This window comes from Bacteroides faecium (assembly GCF_012113595.1).
In the GTDB taxonomy this organism is placed as follows: Bacteria; Bacteroidota; Bacteroidia; order Bacteroidales; family Bacteroidaceae; genus Bacteroides; species Bacteroides faecium.
Genome location: NZ_CP050831.1, coordinates 1,132,412 through 1,151,556, shown reverse-complemented (window position 1 = coordinate 1,151,556; position 19,145 = coordinate 1,132,412). Strand labels below are relative to the sequence as shown.

Sequence of the window (19,145 nt, the reverse complement as noted above, 5' to 3'; positions counted from 1 at the left end):
CTGATTATTAAAGACCTAATCTGACTGTTAACGTAAATTGACGAGGTACCGGAGAAGCTACGCCACCCGTATTGAAAAACTCTGGATCTTGTCCGTTCAACTTTTTATCCGCATAAATCAGAAACAGGTTTGTTGCTTGCAGTTTTAGGGATAAATTAGAAATCTTTGCCGGAGCGATCCATGCTTTAGGAAAATCGTAAGAAAGAGAGATTTCTTTCATGCGGATAAAGTCTCCTTTGGCGATTCTTTCTGTCGAATAGTTATAGGCGTTATATGCATAAATTAAATCTCTATTGTCTTCAAACTGACGCTTGGACAGTATTGTAGGTATGTTAGTACGTTTTTGTTCGTTTCCTATGGTCCATCGGTTTTTAAACTCGCGTGGCATGGAAGATAAATCACTATATTGGTAGTTGAAACATGGATTCAAACGTACCACATTTCCAAATGAGTATGTGATAAATACATTCAACTTAAACCCTTTATAAGTGAATATATTCCCCAAACTACCGGTTATAGTCGGGTCAGTGGGACCTTCATACTTTAAATAATCAATATTGTCACGTGTCTGGAAGTCGATATTGGTACTGGTTATTTCTCCGTTGATATCATATTGTGGAATACCGTTGATATCCAGCCCGACAAATGGGATTGAGAATAAGCCGCGCACCGGATAATCTTTTCGGGCAAAGCCATACCCTGAGACTAAGTCCATGACACTGGAACGAGCGTTGAGCTCTGTAATCTCGTTCTTTGCTTTAGAGAATATGAAGTCTGTATTCCACGTGAATTTTTTAGTTTGAATATTTTTAGTCGAAAGAGTAAATTCGATACCATGCGATTTCATTGAAGCAATGTTGGCATATTTATAGATTGTACCACCTACTCCTTGCGTTGGTGTTATGCCGATTAGGTCGTAATTATTGCGTTTATACCAGTCGATTGCAAAGTTGATGCGATTATCCAGGAATCCCATATCTGCGCCAATATTCAACTCATGCTTCTTTTCATAAGTCAGTTCACTGTTTTCGGGGTCGGATACATAGAGACCTGTCTCCTGTCCACTTGTAAATGGGCGGTAGGGAGAATAGCTGGTAATAATGGCATGTGAATTTGTTACATAGTCCGGTCCTCTGTCTGCTGTCAGCGAATAAGAAGCTTTAAGGGTAAAATGAGCGAGGACAGGATTCAATGTATCAAAGAATTTCTCTTCATGCATATTCCATGCACCTGATATATTCCATGTTGGCAACCAGCGGGCAGAGCGGCTTTTACCCATACGGTTGGTGCCTTCATAACGGAAAGTTCCGTTTATCGTATAGCGGCCGTCGTAAGAGTAAGTAGCATTAGCAAAAGTTGCCACACTTCGGGTAGTAGAGTGGTTTAACGCATAATACTTGTTTCCTCCTTCAATTCCTTTTTTGAAGTATTCATATACATAAGATGGTGTTTCTCCCATTGTATATTGCATACCCCAACCTTGAAAGTAGTCCTGCATACGTTTTAGGTCGTTTGCTTCCATACCAGCAAATAGGTTGGTTATGTGCTTTTCTGCAAATAAATGATTCCAGGAGGCTGTCGCACGGAAATCAACTCCTAACATTCGATAATTCTTACGTTGGTATATCCCCCCTTCCGGTAATACACTGATGGGTAATGCATATGGATTGTCCGGGTCGGTGTATAGCAGATCGTTCTTATCGCGGATAGTAGCATCATCCATACCGGTACGATAAGCTGTTGCCTGATTCGAATTATCTTTAATATTATGTTCTTGTGAAGACGATTGATATCTGATTGCTCCTAATGCGCTCAGCTCCAGCTCTGAGAATATTTTCCATTTCAATTCTCCTTGAAATTTTACGTCAACCACATTCAAATCCATGTAGTTATTATCTAGCTCTTGAAGAATATTGAATGGAGCGTAATTGGCTGTATAGTCCACAGCCGGATCCAAGGCACGTGATGTATTCAAGGCATATGAATAAGGGTTGATATCGAATTGGCGCGTAACTTCCCCGCTTGCTGCATTAACTTCCGAACTTAATGTTCCAGGTGCTTTCTGTTTACGATATGATGCACTGGAAATTAGGTTGATTGACAAGTTTTTATATATATTGTAACTTGTATTTAAATTGGCTGTATAACGTTTTACTTCACTCTGTTTGTACCAACCGGGATCTGACATAACACTTAAAGACGCGTAAAATGAAGACTTTTCACTTCCAGATGTGATACTTACAGAATGATTTTGTGTAATGTTGTTGGAGAATAAAACATCGAACCAATCTGTATTTCTCATTTCTGCCTCACGTAAATAATTATTGCGTGCTTCTAAAGTATTAGCAAGCCCAAATTGTCCGGTTGTTGGATTGTATTGATTGATCAACCGATACATACGGCCATAAACGCCGCTGTCCTTCGCCCGGTATGTATCACTGTTATTTAGCCAACCCTTTAATTCCATTTCTTTATAGATACCCATCTGTTCTTGTGAATTCATGATATTGAATTCTTTATAACTAGGTATCATTCTCATTGTAAACTCTCCAGTATAACTAATCTTGCTAACTCCCGCTTTTCCTTTTTTGGTAGTAACCACAATAACTCCCGCCATGGCGCGTGCGCCGTAAATGGAAGTTGCCGAACCGTCTTTTAGGATTTGGAAGCTTTCGATATCATCAGAGTTCAATCCGGCAATAGCAGAGCTGATTAATGTTTCTGCATCACCGGAAGACAGGTCGTCCGGTCCCACGTCAATAGCATCTTCCATAATAACGCCGTCGACAACCCATAGCGGTTTTGAACTTCCGTAAATAGAAGTGGCTCCACGTACACGAATCTTCGGTGCCGTACCGAATGTTCCTGATACATTCTGTACAGATACGCCTGCCGCACGTCCTTCGAGGCCGCGGCTGATGTCAGGCAAACCGTCGAGTTTTACATTGTCCGCTGTTAATTGGTTAGTCGCTCCCGTAAACAGGCGCTTGTCCATCTTTTGCATACCTGTCACCACGACCTCTGATAGCGTTTGTACATCGGGCATCAATGTAACGCTCATCGTAGGAGAAGGAGTAAGGTCTTGCGCTTTCATTCCTATATAGGAAAATTGCAGTACAGATTTGTTCGATACATTCTCTATCGAAAACTTTCCGTCTATATCTGTCAATACGCCGGATTTGCTCCCTTTGATGAGAACTGTCGCACCGATGAGCGGCTGGTTGTCATCACCGGAGATGACTACGCCTTTTACATTGAATACTTTTGCCTGTTTGGAAGGTCCTTTGGGGCTGATGGTGACAAATTGGTCCTCGATGTGATATTCCAACGGTTTGCTGGTTAAGATAATATCAAGAACTTGCTCAATGCTTTTATCCTTCGCGGAGCCCGAGACTGTGTACTTTTTGACATCATCGTACGTAAAGAGGATTTTGTATCCGGAGATCTTTTCCAAACGTTTTAGTACGGACGGTAACCGTTCGTTACTAAATTCAATCGTGATTTTCTTTTGTGGTTGTGCTTGGGCATTTACCTGATAAGGTAAAAAGCATAATACGCATAGAAAACACACAATGAGTAGCTTCCAATTTTTTCTCATACGTTTCAATTTAATAACACTAGTTTGAATATGTTTATAATACTAGTGCGTATGAACCGAAAAAATGGATACCCTTTTTGCGAATTATTTTTTAATAAAAGTGATAATTTGTTGTTTCTTGCATGATTTTGTTATACTTATGCAAGACTAAATTAGTCTATGGTAAGCGTGTTGCCCTGCAAGGTCACCGTTACTTTTTTCATTCTGTTAAGTAATGAAATGGTGTGTTCCAACTCTTTGGAGCGATCAGAAACGAAGTGCATCTTATAGCCCATGGCTTCTTTATTTCTGAATTCGATATTTACATTATACCAGCGTCCCAAGCTTTGCATAATATCTTTTAATGTGACGTCGTCAAAGTAGAAATAACCGTCTTTCCAATAGACATAAGAGTCCAGATCCACTTCGGTGAGTACAAAGTTGCCGTCAGATTGCAGGTGGGCGTCTTCTCCCGGATAAAGCCTGGTATAAGAGCCTCCTTGGGTATTGCTGACTTCCACTTTTCCATTGATAAGTACTACGTGAGTATCTTCGGGAGAATAACTACGGATATTGAACTCAGTGCCAAGAACCCTGGTTTGCACAGTTTGGGTTTTTACAATGAATGGGCGACTTGGGTCTTTGGTCACTTTAAAGTAGGCTTCTCCTTCCAAAGTGACAACACGTTCTTTACCTACAAAGGCTGTGGGATAGACAAAATTGCTGTTGGCGTTGAGCCATACTTCTGTTCCGTCACACAATACGACCTTGAAACTTTCACCTCGAGGGACGGTAAGCACATGCGTCTGCGTTGTTTTCGAGATGACTTGCCTGTAATCTAATTCTTTCTTTTCAGATTTTGCAGTTGTCGCTCTATTCGGAATCTGATTGTTTGCTACCGGTTCGTCCAACATGATCTTTTCTCCATTATCTTTCTGAAGAATGATATGTTGGGGGGCGGTATCAGCGGTGAATACTGTAATAGGTTCGACAGAAGGTGTTGTCAGGGTATTTATGAAATAATAGCTTCCGAAGAGAATGGCAATCATGGCGGCAATGCCGATTCCGGTCTTCCACAAGATAGAACGCATGCGTGATGCGGCTTTCCTCTTTTTGAAACGTTCTAATTCCACTTCTATGTCCGGCAGTTCCGCTCCGCCTTTTTGTTGCAGGAAAAGGCTGCTGTCCATTATATCACGGCAAGCTTGCAGACATTCTTCATCTTCAAGCAGTTCTTGCAATTGCTTGTCGCTTATTTCCGCCGGACTCTCCATGATGTCGAGTGCCTTTTTTACAGATTCTTCTGTATTATTTATATTGTCAGTATGTTCATTCATCACTTTCGGATACTATATCAATCTTATTATATTACGTTTAATCACCTGAATAAAGACACCTGCTTTATGATTTTTTTGCACATTCCTCACGTATTACTTGCAGAGCTTTCACAATGTGTTTTCTTACCGCACTGACACTGATGTTCAATTCATCTGCTACTTCCTGATACTTTTTACGCTGGATATAACATTCTTCTAAAATATGTCTCGTGTGCGGAGTGAGTTTCTCCATAGCTTTACTGATGTGCATCATCCTTTCATCCTGTTCCTGATATTCCGTTTCCACATAACTTTTAGTCAGTTCGGAGTAGATTTGTACATACTGTTCGTGTGTATTTTGATGGCGTAGGAAATCAATGCTTTTATTACGGACATATATGTACAAATAAGATTTCGCTGTGGCTTTATCTATTTTTGCGTAATTGGTCCAAATAAATTCGAAGGCATCGCTTACGATATCTTTGCTAGCCTCCATATTATTAATCAGATGAAATGCGTAATAATAAAGTTGAGGATAGTACTCTTTAAAAAGAAAATCAAAGTCTGCCTTATCTTCCACGTGCTTTAAAAGTGTTGAATAGTAAATAAATCGAGTTGCAAATAAACAAATAATAATTGAGAAATGCAAAATGCTTTTTATTTTATATTTATTGTATCTTTGTGGCATTATCAAAAAGAATGTTTGGTGAGAGTACTTTAATCAATTATTCACGCAGAACCTAGAAAGTAATAATGGAGAGTATTTTAATTACGGGCGCAAGTGGTTTTATCGGGAGTTTCATCGTGGAGGAAGCGTTGAAACGAAGGTTTGGTGTGTGGGCGGGAATCCGCTCCACCAGTAGCAAGCAGTATCTGAAAAACCGGAAGATTCATTTTCTGGAACTGGACTTTGCACATCCCAACGAACTTCGTGCCCAACTCTCCGGACACAAAGGTACGTATAATAAGTTTGACTATATCATCCATTGTGCCGGTGTGACGAAATGTTTCGACAAAAAGGCTTTCGACTATGTGAATTATCTTCAGACAAAGTATTTTATTGATACGTTGAGGGAGCTGAATATGGTTCCGAAGCAATTCATATATATAAGTACGCTTAGTGTATTCGGCCCTGTGCGTGAGAAAGATTACACTCCGATAGAAGCGGATGACCTTCCTGCTCCTAATACTGCCTATGGCTTCAGCAAGTTGAAAGCCGAACTATATATTCAGAGTATTCCCGGATTCCCCTATGTCATTTATCGTCCTACGGGAGTGTATGGCCCTCGCGAGTCTGATTATTTCCTGATGGCGAAGTCCATTCAGAAGCATGCTGATTTCTCTGTTGGCTTTAGGCGGCAAGACTTGACTTTTGTCTATGTGAAAGATATTGTACAGGCTATTTTCTTAGGTATGGAGAAAAAAGTAACCCGGAAAGCGTATTTCCTGACAGATGGAAAGGTCTATAAAAGCAGCACTTTTTCTCGCCTGATACAAAAAGAATTAGGGAATCCATTTGTTCTTCACATGAAATGTCCATTAATTGTGCTAAAAGTTATATCTTTGCTCGCTGAATTCGTTGCTACGCGTTCCAGAAAGTGCAGCACATTGAATTCTGATAAATATAAGATAATGAAACAACGCAACTGGCAATGTGATATAACCCCCACAATCAATGAATTGGGATATGCACCCGAATATGATTTGGAGAGAGGTGTGCGTGAAACTATTGCCTGGTATAAAAATGAAGGATGGCTTTAGACTTATTTAAGCGCGTAGAAACCCGGAAAGGGTTGTTTGCTGTGGAGAAGATTACATTGATTTATAATCTGCTGACTTCCATATTGATTCTGTTCCTGTTTCAGCGGATGGATCATCCATGGCATATGTTGCTGGATAGAGCTATGATTGCTGCGATGACTTTCCTGTTGATGTATCTTTATCGCCTTGCTCCCTGTAAATTCTCGGCGTTTGTGCGTATTGTCATTCAGATGAGTCTGCTTTCCTATTGGTATCCGGATACTTTCGAATTCAACCGCTTCTTTCCGAACTTAGATCATGTCTTTGCCACTGCCGAGCAGTTTATCTTTAACGGGCAGCCTGCTATCTGGTTCTGTCACACATTCCCGCATCTTCTGGTCAGTGAAGCATTTAATATGGGATATTTCTTTTATTACCCGATGATGCTGATTGTGGCGTTATTCTACTTTATTTATAGGTTTGAATGGTTCGAAAAGATGTCTTTTGTACTGGTTACTTCTTTCTTTATATATTACCTGATTTATATATTTGTTCCCGTTGCAGGCCCTCAATTCTACTTTCCTGCCATTGGATTTGATAATGTATCTAAAGGTATTTTCCCTGCCATCGGCGACTATTTCAATCATAATCAGGAATTATTGCCCGGACCGGGATATCAGCACGGATTCTTTTATAGCCTGGTAGAAGGTTCCCAGCAAGTGGGCGAACGTCCTACGGCGGCATTCCCGAGTTCACATGTCGGTATCTCTACTATTCTGATGATTATGGCCTGGCGTGGTAGTAAGAGGTTATTTGCCTGCCTGATTCCTTTCTATATGCTGCTTTGTGGCGCTACTGTGTATATCCAGGCGCATTATGTCATTGATGCTATCGTAGGATTCTTCTCTGCGTTCTTGCTGTATGTGGTGGCGACTTGGATGTTCAAGAAGTGGTTTGCGCAACCGATGTTCAAATAAGGATTCTTCGGGCATAGAAAGTTTGTTTGAAATTCTTTGTTCTTTTAATTCCCTTTTAAAAATATTTTATTATTTTTGTGTCATTAAAGATTGGCTCAGTATGAGACGAGTCTTTGATAACATAATTGCATAAATGTGATAATTATTATTTCTAGATAGTGAAAGTCTGGTAAATTTTCTGCTGAATACAGGAATAATAAGTATGGTACATGTTTACACCCTTGTTAACACATAGGGCGTGAACTGTCTTTTTACTTATTCGTATTCGGGTTTACCAGAGCCTCACTATCTGATAAGAAAAAGCAGCTTCACGCCTTTTTTGTTTTTTTTCGATGAAACTATGAAAAAAGTTTGTTGTTGCTGTCACATTTTTAGTGTTTCGTTCAATAGTTAAGTAGATGAGCCGATTTACCGGATGGGAAAGAGTTATAAAAGTAAAAGTGGTATAAAAACTGGCTTTTCCCTTGTAGTGAAATCTGGTGGATTTTGATTAGGAATACGGTGGAAATAGCCCGTTTTATACCACTTTATTTAGAACAAAACAATTAAAAATATGGATAGGAAATTATGAAAAACAAACACTCACTTCTCACTGTCGCTTTGACATTTTTTGCCATTGCGTTATTAACCGCTTGTGGCAGTTCAAAACCAACAGCTTACACACGTACGGATGAACTGAACGAGAAATTGCAGGAGCTGGTTCAAGGCGGTTGGCAGATTCATAACAGTACACGTACCTTGCGGGGAAAACTTAGTGAACATTATGCAAAAATGGATGCTAATCCGGATTTGTACGAAGTAATCGGTACGTCTACGGGGTGTCGTTCTGTGACGGTGTGCAGGGCGGCGGCTGTCAATGCTGCGTGTGTAGAGATAGCGGTCAAGATGGGGCAAGACCTGAAAGGCAAGACGATGCGCGATATGGGCGTAGATGAAGGGGCGGAAATGCCGGCAGAATATAACCGTTTCCAGGAAGCTTGTATTAGTAAATTCCAGGGGGCCGTTAAGGGTGAACTGGAGGAAAGCCTGGCTCTGATTCGTGGGGGAGCAAATGGGTTGAACAGCTATGAAATTTATTTCTTGGTAGACAAACAATCGGCACGTAAGAAGCGTACGCAAGCCATTAAAGATGCCTTGGAAGAATCCAATCTCCACAAGGATTATGCAAAATCTGTCGAGAAATTTATCAATGACGAGGTCGAGTAAGTAAAAACAAGGCTTATGAAATCACTTTCTTTTGAAAAGATACGCTACACGTTTCTTATTGTGTCTATAGTGTTGGGAGCTTTGGCTCCCTTTCGGGTTTGTGCCCAGAAGGTTCTGCAACGTTCGGAGAAACTTCGTCCGGCATGGTTGGCGAACCGGACTCCCAAGCCCGGTAACCGGACCTTCCATTATCAGGTAACAGAAGGGGAACATAAGACGTTGCAGGATGCGAGACACAGTTGTCTGCTGAACCTCTCTACCTATATTAAAAGGACACGTCATATCAGTGAGCAGGCTGTCGCAGAGATTAAGCTCGAACAAGAGAATGGAGAATCGTCTGAAAGTGAAAACTATCATTTCTCTTATGATATACGGGGGGAGCGGGTGACGGTAATTTCTTGTAAATATGATGAATACTGGGAATATCTTCTTTATCCCAATGGTGAACGTATTTATCGTTGTTACACTCTTTATGGGATTGCAGATGAAGCAAATGTCATGTTCGACCGCTTATCGTTTAGCAGGAAATATGGAGTGAGGGGATTTGTCCGTTCGCTGGTTGTGCCTGGCTGGGGACAACTTTATAAAGGTAATACGACAAAAGGAGCTTGTATCCTGGGCGGTGAGGTTGCTTTAATTACCGGGATTCTGGTTGCGGAGAATCTGCGCAGTTCGTATGTGAAGAAGATGCATGAGCAACCCAAGCATTTGAAAACCTATAATACGAAAGCGGATAATTGGGAAAATGTGCGTAATGCCTGTATCGGTGGGGCTGCTGCTTTGTATGTGTACAATTTAGTAGATGCACTCGTAGCCAATGGACGTAAACGAAGTATCAGGCATAAACCAGCCCGCTTGGCGCTCTACCTTTCAGTGGGAGACTGCAATGGAATGACATTGGCAGTGCGGTTTTAAATAGAGTAAATAACAAAATGTAATAAATATGAGGACTAAATTACTAAATAACCTGTTTTTAAGTGGAGTTTTGCTGATTTCCTGCGGATTGTTTCAGAATTGTGCTAAAGATGAAATAGAAACGACAGGCATAATTTATGGAATTGTGAACGATTCAGACAATGGTGAGCCTGTGCAGGATGCACACATTATGCTTTCTCCTTACGGGAAAGCGGCGAATACAGGCAGCGATGGGAGTTATGAGTTTCCGGATTTAGAGCCGGGGCAGTATATCATCCAAATATCCAGAACGGGTTACAAGACGAATACTAAACGGATTACGGTGGTAGCCGGCGAGAAAGCGTCCGGCGATATGATGTTGAAGAGAGGAATTTCGGCAATCCGGTTAAGTACTGCTTCGCTTAACTTTGGCAGTCAATCAACGAGTAAAACATTTACCATACAGAATATCAGTACGTCCGGTAAGTCTATTTTATGGGGAGTGTCCAAAGCTTCTTCGGCAAATTGGCTGAGTGTGACTCCTGCAAATGGAAGTACGGCATCTGCCAAAGAAAGTACTATCGTGGTGAACATAGACCGTAGTCGGATTAAGAAAGACGAAACAACCATTCTTTTGATAGATGCGGAGGGTGAATCTCTTTCTGTTGAAGTTTCCGTGTCAAAGAATGAAGACGGAGAAGGTGATGGTAGCCAACCGGATGGAGGAAGTTGTGGGGTAATCACTCCCTGGGATATGGAATTAAAGACTGAGTTTGTGGGGTGTATCAGAATTGGAAGTACAGTTGAATTCCGGTTCAATGTGACGAATGTAGCTGAAGACGTGAAACTTACGTTTAAAAGTTATGAAGGGATTGATAACAAAGGGAATAAGTATGATTCCAGTAATAGTGAGTTTAAGGTGTCCAATAAGACGGCCAACATACTTCCGTTCTTGTTTCCCCGCAATGTGCCTATTCCAGGGCAAGTAATCCTGAAGAATGTACCTTCCAATGTGTACTCCGTGGCACGATTTCAGATTGTGATAGAGAAAAAATCGGAGCCTTGGTCGGTGCTGAATACGGAGTTGAAGTTTGAGGATGTAAAATGGTAAGATTTATATATGGAATGACTAACCAATATAATATAGACTAACCTTATAAAATCAGGTAATAATATAAATAAATATGAATATGAAAAAGATCGCAGTTTTATTATGGATGATTGTATTGGCGATATCGGCTTCTGCGCAGCAGTTTAGTTGGCCGCCGCAAACCTATCCCTCGTCAGTCCCCTATAAAGTATCGGAGGAGGTAAATTATTATTGGAGTATTGAGCAAATCACCTGTATAGGTAAAGGAAATGGCGGCTATAAATTCCGGATTAAGGGAACTGCTGGACATGATTTTGAATCCAATAAGACTGTGGATATGTTCTATATTGTTTCCAATAACCGTCTGGTAACGGCTGGCTCTTACTTTTTTCCAAAAGTTAGTAAAGGCCAAAAGTTCAGTTTTGAGGTTGTCTCTGCTTTTTCCGGATATACTCCGGCTGACTTTCAGGGATTCTTTATTCATGATAAATGGCTGTCTATACCCAAAGAGCGTACTAGTCAGAGCAGTTTGGGGACAACACAGAATAATGCTATAATAAAACTTACCCCTGAACAGATGACCAGATGGAGAGGGGAAGGACTATATGGGAATGTAAAAAATGTCACGGATGACAAGGGTACGTCCCTTACTTTCAATTCGATTGGCAATATTATCCGCTATCAAGAGGGGGATTATACAACTTCTTATTCATATACCAGTCCCAGACAATATACAGATGCTGGTGGCGGATTTAAATATGAAATAGTTTTCACTGATAGTACTCGTAAAGAATTTGATAAATCGCCTTGTGGCCCCACTGACGAATTTACTTTTGATAGCCAATGCAGAGTAATTAAACATTCTTACTTTGAGTGCCACGGAGATACTAAAAAATATTTTTATAGAGATTCCGAGAAACTACCTTTTAAGATGACAGCAGAAGCTAGGTTTGAGACTGGAGAAGATTTTGCGACTTACATATTTCAGTATTTAAACGTTGATACGCATGGAAACTGGACTAAACGGAAAGTAACTAAAACTATCAAGTCTGTAGAGTATTCGGATAATGGTAAAAATAAGGTGATAAATTCTGCTCCCGAAACTTCTTTTGAAACCCGCATTATTACATATTATCCAGAAGCAGCTACCGCTTCCACCGCTGTTGCAACAAGAACCAGTCAATCTCCCTCTTTTGTCGGAGGTCAGGCAGCTATGAAGAAGTTTTTTGCCGATAACGCCCATCCCAGAAAGCCTGCCATAGCAACTGCCGGCTATGGAGAGGTCATTGTTGAATTTACCGTCAATGAAAGCGGGGAAGTATCAAGTGCAAAATTGAAAGGCAGAGTTTCGGTAAGTATGGACGAGGAGGCTTTGCGACTTGTCAATATGATGCCTAAGTGGAATCCGGGACTCACAGACGGGCAACCTGCTAAAATGAAAGTACAGGTTGGACTTCGCTTTTTCCCGAATCAGGCATTTCGTTATATAAAAGCGATGCTTGATTAACTTTGAACGATTTTGGTACTTATTATTAGGAGATAATTTTATCCCTGATGTTAAATTAGAAGGCTTATGAAAACAATGATAGGAAATCTGCATTATGCATTACTCTTGTGTTTAACAGGTATTTGTGTAGCTTGCTCAGGCCCTATGTCACAGGAGGAAAAGAATTACCTGTTAGAACAAGCAGAGAAAGGGAATGCGGAGGCACAATACAAAGTGTCCGGTTCAAGAAGCGACTTTGAAAATGTGTTGGATGACAAGACACGGAAAACCTATTTCAAGCAGGCGCTTGAACAGGGATATGAGCCTGCTATTTATGATCGTATCTATGAAGCTCGTAAGAACAAGAGTACGGCAAAGGAGTTGAAATGGCTCCAGTATGGGGTGGAACATCATTCGGGGCGAGCTATGTACGACCTCGCATGTATGTATATGGAAGGAAAGCAGGCGACTAAAAATATGGAACGTGCCCGGGAACTCTTGGAGGAAGCAACTGCTTTAGGAAATGCGAGTGCACGAAATAAACTAAGGAAGTTAAATGGAACACAACCCAGTTTTTTCTATCGCATGAGCGAAAGTTTCGTTGATGAATTCAACTCCTCTTCCGGCTCATTTCTCGGAAGAATATATTCCACATGGTTTGAAGGTTCCAAAGGATTGCTTATGGGTGGTCTTATGCCTATTTTCTTGGATGTGGGCTATCCGTGGTGGCAAGGAATTTTGCTGTTGCTGGGCTGTTTGGGATTTGCTGTTCTATTTTTTGTGTTAGCTTCATGGGGTTCTTCGATTGAGGAAGCCAACAGCAAAGGCCGGTTACGTCTGACATGGATTCCTTGGGCGTTTTCTTTGTATGGGGCGATTTTAGGAGTTACGGGGCGGGCGTGTAACGAGATATATTATAACATCGGTCGCTTGACTGCCGCCGAGGGTACATTTGGCAATTGGACATTGGTAAGTACAGTGCAAACCTGGTTGATGCTGTTTATCATTCTTTACGGAATAGTAGTGGTTTGTACGTCTTCCCGTTCACCGGCTTCATTGGTGAAGCGTTTGCTCTTTTTGTCGGTGCTGTCCGTCTATGGTTTCTTTGTTGGGATTTCGTTGTCGTTGGTGTTTGCCATCATTATAGCGTTGTCATTGTTTAATGGTACTGTGGCTTCTTTCTTTACATCTGGCGGCGGTGCTAGTGGAAGTGCTGCGTCTAACGGACCTACAGAAACCAAAGTGGATTGCCGATATAAAACCATTTCCGGAGGATGCAGCTTGAATAACGGTTGGAGTTGTCATGTAGAGAATGGAGCGGATGAATGTCCTTATGGAGTTCGGGAAATGTAGATTGAAATGAAAAACTAAAAAAATAGAATGATTATGAGACAGTCTAATTTATTATTTGCCTTTCTATTGCTAATGCTGTTAGGAGGATGTGGAAATAGAAATAATAAAAGTATTCAAGAGGGGGGCAAGTCTTCTGCAGAAGAAATAGCCCTACAACCTCGTAACAAAAATTATGTGGGGAGAGAGATTCCGGTGGTGGATAATCCGGAGAGTGACTTCAAAATAGTAACAGCCAAGATAACCGGAACCTTTGAGAACTCAAACGCACAAGGCTACGAGATTCGTTTCTGGATTACTCCTAAAAATGATATTCTTGTGTATAACTCACAACATCAGGTTAAGTGGGGAGATACTGAAGAGGGGCGTTTGGCAAAATATGATATTTCTAATTATTACTTGTTCCTTAGGTTTGTCACTTCTGAAGGGGAAACAATAAGTTGCGATATGATTTCTCCTTATTCAAATTTAGGGGATTATGTTGCAGAAACCACCGTTAATCCCCAATATGGTACTAAGACTGTAAAAAAGCATTCTGCAGGTGAATGGTGTAATGAAGAAGGTACAAAGACATCGCTACACTATGATGAGTTTAGATTAATAGATGATTTGGATCATATAGAGTTTATAAGTAAAGATGACTATTATCAATGGTTGATTTAAACTAAATATTATCCCTCTTTATAATAAAAAAAATATCTTTTTGAATAACATAAAAAATATGATATGAGAAATCTATTCTTTTTGCTGTGTTTAAATGCATTTTTGTTTAGTTGTGCCGGTTCTTCCAGAGAAAGCGCCCAATCTGCGCCCTCACAAGTGAGGAATGAGGACAAGACTGTAATTGAGTTGTTAAGGGAAATCAGTCTTTTGTATGATGATTATTCTCTAAAGTATAAAGAACGTGAGCGGGAAATATGGGATAATGCTCGTACTAAAAGTGATATTAATCAGTTTGTGAAAAATGAAAATGAATTGACAAGTAAGCGGAACAATGAAATCAGCAAGAAACTGGCAGCTTTGAAAGGGAGGGAGATTCCCGTAACGGTTATACCCGATTCTATATTTGAAGTTACTGGTGGAAAGATACTGAACTGTACTTTTAGCGAAAATGAGGTAGCCTTGAAAATGACTTTTTTTGTGAAGTTGAAAAAGGATTTTATTCCTGATTTTCATTACAATATGATTACGAAAAAATATTATGCGCCTAAAATTCCTGGTTTAGATATCAAGTTCCGTAATTCAGAGGGGGAAACAAGAGATTTTCCATATAGTAGCTACCTGTTTAATTTTGACAAGGCTAAAAAAGAAGCTGTTCGCGGAAAAGCTTATGCACACAAAGGGGATGAATGTAATGGGCTGGAGCCGGGTATTTCTTTTGTAGTCAGGTTCGGTCCTTCAGCCCATGTTAGTTATAGTGACCTGGCTTCCATTGAGGCCTCTATTAATCATTAGTTATTCACTTGATTTTATTAACTGACTAATATAAGATATATATTATGAAAAGAAAGAACACATTGCTGTTGGCTGCACTATTATTAGTCGGTAGTGCATGCCGGGAAGGGAATATATTTGAAAAGAAGCAAGTTTATACCCCCATTACATTATATTTCAGTCCGATGGAAGATTATCTTACTCCTTCCGGATATACACCCGATTTTGTGAACTATCCTAATGACTGGGTGAAATGGGGGCTGAAAGGAAAGGTCAAGACTGTAACGTGCAAAACCTTGCATACTTTTTCATTAGACTTCACGGAAGATGGAAAATTGCTTCAGTCTGATTTTGTAGGTGATGGTGGGGGTGTAAGTGAGGGAAAACAGACTTTCTTCCATTATAACGACTCTAACCGGTTGGAATCAATAACATCTAAAGGCACTTTTACGATGATGGGTGGCAGGACTAGCCGATTTGCGGAAACCTTAGAAAATAAGATTTTGTCATACACTCCTTTCGGGAAAGTAGAAAAAAGAAGTTATTATGATTTTAAAGGTAAAAAGGTAGTCTCTGAAAAACAGTATCATTATGATGATAAAGGTTTATGCCGTACCATGTCTCCAACTGATGACAATTCCAATAAAAAAAGAGGCATATTGGATATTTCTTCTGATGAACAGGGACGTGTGGCGGATATCTATGAACCAAACCTGCGCATACCCGGTAGGCTGACGATTGGTGAAAGACATATTGTTCCTGCTTATGATGAAGAAGGCAGAATGATCGGAATAAAAGAACTGGCAATTCCTCACAATATGGAAGCCTATAATATAGATTCGATTCGTGTAGAAAACCAATACAAATATAATGATAAGGGGGATATTGCAGAGTGGAGCTATCATGATATAGTATATCCGGGCAACAGACCGAATGATTTTGTCTGTACATTCTCCTATGTATATGATGATCAGGGAAATTGGACGTCCAAAACCATGACTGGAGGAATTGCTTATCTGCATTCTTTCATGAACAGTTATTATCGTGGCAGTTATACCATTAATCGTGTGCCGAGCGAAGAACGGAATGACTTGGGCGAGGTGACTCTCACACGTGAGATTACCTATTACAATACAGAAACAGAGTTATAAACCGACTAATTGAATACTACAATAACTTTAATCCTGATTTGACTAAAGTTATTACTAAGTAAAGCAAATATGATTATGAGGACAATTGGCATTTTAGCCAGCATACTATTTGTATGTAATGCAACTTTGCTGGCACAACCTACAAGGGTTGAAATTAAAACAAAGAAAGATTATCAGTTGAAAGGGAATGTGAAGCAGGTTGTGAATGATACTACAGGGCATATTTTGAAGTTTACACCGGAAGGTTATCTTCAGTTCATGGGTTTTTTGAAAAATGGGAAGCTAGAGGGCAGTACATATACGTATGATAAGGCAGGACATTTGGTAAAAGAAAACTCATGGGGTAACACTGTGTATATTTACACCTACAATGTTCGTGGACAAATGATTAAAGAACAGATGATGGATGGTGCGAAATGTATCAATAGTAAAACTTTCCTGTATGATATGAACGGTAATGCAAGGCAGGAGACATCAAGAACTGGAACTGTTTGTAAATTGAAGAATACTTACGATTCTCAAAAGAGACTTATCAAGATTGAGCGAATACTTCTTCCATCAAATAACTTATATTATACAACTTCTATATCTTACCTGTCAAATGGATGGACGAGACATATTTTAAGGGAAGAGCTTGACCAAATTGTGACTGAGTACGACAATAAAGGAAGAGAACGTAGCAATATGGCGCAAAATAATTTTTCTAATATAAGTATGAAAAGCATTACAAATTATGATGACAATGATAATTTGATAGAATATCAAGGAAGTTTCGGTACGAACCTTTACACTTATAATGCTCAGGGAGAGCAGATCTCCAAGGAGGAAATAGACCTTGATGGGAATAAGAGTAAAACCGTATACATATATCTTAAGCATGACGCAAAAGGTAATTGGACAGAAAGAATCGTTAGTAACTTGACTACATACAAGAGATATACAGAAACCAGGAGTATAACTTATTATGAGGATGCAAGTACTCCAACTACTACAAACGACCCTATCGATGCATTTTTTGGAAAGGGAAATCCTAAGATTCCCAATAATGGTGATTTTGTAGCTAGCGCCCCCAGTACTGTCGTTGCGGGAGAGCAATTTCGCCTTAATTATACAATAGGAATCGGTAATGTAGATAACTTTAAAGCTCCATCATTAAATAACTTTAATGTATTAATGGGGCCAAGTAAATCAACATCAACATCAACTGAAGTCATAAAAGGGGCGGTGACATCTAAGTCTTCCATTACCTATACGTTTGTTTTGCAAGCGGAGAAAACAGGAAACTTTACTATTTCCAGTGCGATTGTCGAATCCAAGGGAAAGACATATACATCGAATACTGTGACGATTAAAGTCACCTCGAAATAATGTCACTTGGTTTTATTGGTTTCTAATGAATATGATAATATAAACTTAATAAATAGTCGGATATGGATGTAAGATGGAAGAAACTCGGCAAGGCGTCTATTATAGAAATAGTCGGTTCGCTGTTATTGTTGTTGTGCATATTTTTACCTTGGGCGTCAATCACTTTTGAAGGAATGAATAGTGTGTCGTTTTCTTTAATTAATAGAGCGTTAATAACAGATATGTTCAATTGGGTGTATGTGTCTATTAATGAACAAACTGGATGGGACGTTTTCAACTACGGCTATTTGTTGTTTCTTTTTCCGGTATTATGCCTGATTAATATTGTTACACAATACATTGTTCGTATTCCATGGCTTTCTTTTTATACAGCAGTTGCTTCGGCTTTTGCGGTGATTTCTGCATACTACTATTTTGAATCTGATAGGTTGGGGGATATTAGTAATATTAGGATGGGCATTGGTCTGATATTGACAGGCATCATTAGTTTACTGTTTATGATATATGTATGGACTAATCTTGGTTGGAACTATAAAAAGCATTGGATATATCTTGCTGTTGCGTTAGTTTGGTGCATTGTTAGTTGTGTTATATTGGACAAATTCAATTCATTGCAGGGTGTATTGTGTGTTTTGGGATTTCTCCATGCCCCGTTCTTAATTTATGCACTACTTGTTGCAACCTGTTCATACTTTGTACATTCCCGAAACCATTAAATCTTCTATATGCACATGGAAAATACAGAATTAAGATTACGGGAACCAGAGATATTGTTTACTATTTCAAAATAGGATAATAATTTAAACAGGAGATAAAACTATGACACTCAAAAATATTATAATAATTGCTCTATGTAGCAGTATTGCTCTATTCATATTTCTTAGCTTGTCATATACCGGCATTTTTCAGAATGCCAGTTTTGCCAGATTTGGTTATGAGGAAGAATATATTGGTTCAAAAACGATAAGTCTATGTCCTCTTTCAAGTACATTACTTATGTTGCTGAATGGACTATTTTATATTTCATTTGCGCTATTTCTACAGAAAATTAAATCAGGTATTGCCAACAAGATGTTATGCAACATAGCTCTTGTCGTTTGGTGTTATGCGGCTTTCGTTACGCTTTTTTATAATGCGTTGTATGCTTATATAGGATGGATTTACAATGGGCAAGAAATTGTGTCAAATACAGAAATGTATTGGCATGAGGAAGGTCTAGCCAGGTATCCTTTGCTTTATATGGTATTATTCAATAACTTTTATGATAATGGTTGGTCTGTTGGAGGATTGTTCCGGTCTATACCATGGATGTTGTCTTATGTTTTGCTGATTCCGGTTTTCGTATCAGTAAAGAAGGTGAACAAAGTCTTTAGTGTTGCAGGTGCGGTAACTATGGTTGTATCGCTAGTTTACTGTATATTATCATTATTTATATATCTTGATACTGTTCTGCTGATTTGTAAAGCCTGTTGGGTGGCAACTTTTGCCGTTGCTTTGAAAGGATATGAAAGTAATAAACTGCCTTATTAACATTTTCACTATTCCAAATGAAATAA

The 19,145-nt window shown here is 39.5% G+C and carries 16 protein-coding genes; 13 read left to right on the top strand and 3 right to left on the bottom strand.

The window, feature by feature from the left end:
• Window positions 1-7: 7 nt before the first annotated feature.
• The 3 genes from BacF7301_RS04225 to BacF7301_RS04215 all read right to left on the bottom strand — a co-directional run bounded on the left by BacF7301_RS04225 (window position 8) and on the right by BacF7301_RS04215 (window position 5,581).
• Window positions 8-3,598: a SusC/RagA family TonB-linked outer membrane protein gene (locus BacF7301_RS04225; RefSeq protein WP_167960527.1), complete on the bottom strand. Its 3,591-nt coding sequence runs from the start codon at window positions 3,596-3,598 to the stop codon at window positions 8-10.
• 152 nt (window positions 3,599-3,750) lie between these two features.
• Window positions 3,751-4,914 carry a FecR family protein gene (locus BacF7301_RS04220; RefSeq protein WP_167960525.1) on the bottom strand — a complete coding sequence of 388 codons (1,164 nt, stop codon included), beginning with the start codon at window positions 4,912-4,914 and terminating at the stop codon, window positions 3,751-3,753.
• A gap of 64 nt (window positions 4,915-4,978) precedes the next feature.
• A complete protein-coding gene (locus tag BacF7301_RS04215) occupies window positions 4,979-5,581 on the bottom strand; it encodes an RNA polymerase sigma-70 factor (protein WP_209319496.1) in 603 nt (200 codons plus the stop codon).
• A gap of 65 nt (window positions 5,582-5,646) precedes the next feature.
• Here BacF7301_RS04215 and BacF7301_RS04210 point away from each other — a divergent pair, with 65 nt between their 5' ends.
• From BacF7301_RS04210 to BacF7301_RS04150, 13 genes are all read left to right on the top strand, one after another.
• Window positions 5,647-6,654, top strand: a complete 1,008-nt coding sequence (locus BacF7301_RS04210) for an NAD-dependent epimerase/dehydratase family protein (RefSeq protein WP_167960521.1) — start codon at window positions 5,647-5,649, stop codon at window positions 6,652-6,654.
• Window positions 6,645-7,610, top strand: coding sequence for a phosphatase PAP2 family protein (locus BacF7301_RS04205; RefSeq protein WP_167960519.1), 966 nt, complete (start codon window positions 6,645-6,647; stop codon window positions 7,608-7,610). Before BacF7301_RS04210 ends, BacF7301_RS04205 begins: the two co-directional genes overlap by 10 nt.
• A gap of 567 nt (window positions 7,611-8,177) precedes the next feature.
• Window positions 8,178-8,816, top strand: coding sequence for a hypothetical protein (locus BacF7301_RS04200; RefSeq protein ID WP_167960517.1), 639 nt, complete (start codon window positions 8,178-8,180; stop codon window positions 8,814-8,816).
• A 15-nt stretch (window positions 8,817-8,831) separates the two neighbouring features.
• Complete coding sequence (locus BacF7301_RS04195) at window positions 8,832-9,731, top strand: DUF5683 domain-containing protein (RefSeq protein WP_167960515.1); 900 nt, start codon at window positions 8,832-8,834, stop codon at window positions 9,729-9,731.
• Window positions 9,732-9,759: 28 nt separating this feature from the next.
• Window positions 9,760-10,821 carry a carboxypeptidase regulatory-like domain-containing protein gene (locus tag BacF7301_RS04190; protein WP_167960513.1) on the top strand — a complete coding sequence of 354 codons (1,062 nt, stop codon included), beginning with the start codon at window positions 9,760-9,762 and terminating at the stop codon, window positions 10,819-10,821.
• Window positions 10,822-10,900: 79 nt separating this feature from the next.
• Entirely contained in the window at window positions 10,901-12,307 is a 1,407-nt protein-coding gene (locus tag BacF7301_RS04185; protein ID WP_167960511.1) for an energy transducer TonB, read from the top strand.
• Window positions 12,308-12,373: 66 nt separating this feature from the next.
• A complete protein-coding gene (locus BacF7301_RS04180) occupies window positions 12,374-13,639 on the top strand; it encodes a tetratricopeptide repeat protein (RefSeq protein ID WP_167960509.1) in 1,266 nt (421 codons plus the stop codon).
• Window positions 13,640-13,672: 33 nt separating this feature from the next.
• Entirely contained in the window at window positions 13,673-14,299 is a 627-nt protein-coding gene (locus BacF7301_RS04175; RefSeq protein ID WP_167960507.1) for a hypothetical protein, read from the top strand.
• Window positions 14,300-14,362: 63 nt separating this feature from the next.
• Entirely contained in the window at window positions 14,363-15,091 is a 729-nt protein-coding gene (locus BacF7301_RS04170) for a hypothetical protein (protein ID WP_167960505.1), read from the top strand.
• A gap of 44 nt (window positions 15,092-15,135) precedes the next feature.
• Window positions 15,136-16,221 (top strand): hypothetical protein, encoded by a 1,086-nt coding sequence (locus BacF7301_RS04165; RefSeq protein ID WP_167960503.1) that lies wholly within the window; start codon window positions 15,136-15,138, stop codon window positions 16,219-16,221.
• Window positions 16,222-16,296: 75 nt separating this feature from the next.
• Entirely contained in the window at window positions 16,297-17,589 is a 1,293-nt protein-coding gene (locus BacF7301_RS04160) for a BatD family protein (RefSeq protein ID WP_167960501.1), read from the top strand.
• Between the two features lie 62 nt (window positions 17,590-17,651).
• Window positions 17,652-18,305 carry a hypothetical protein gene (locus BacF7301_RS04155; RefSeq protein WP_167960499.1) on the top strand — a complete coding sequence of 218 codons (654 nt, stop codon included), beginning with the start codon at window positions 17,652-17,654 and terminating at the stop codon, window positions 18,303-18,305.
• Between the two features lie 103 nt (window positions 18,306-18,408).
• On the top strand, window positions 18,409-19,119 hold the full coding sequence (locus tag BacF7301_RS04150; protein WP_167960497.1) for a hypothetical protein: 711 nt from the start codon (window positions 18,409-18,411) through the stop codon (window positions 19,117-19,119).
• Window positions 19,120-19,145: the final 26 nt, after the last annotated feature.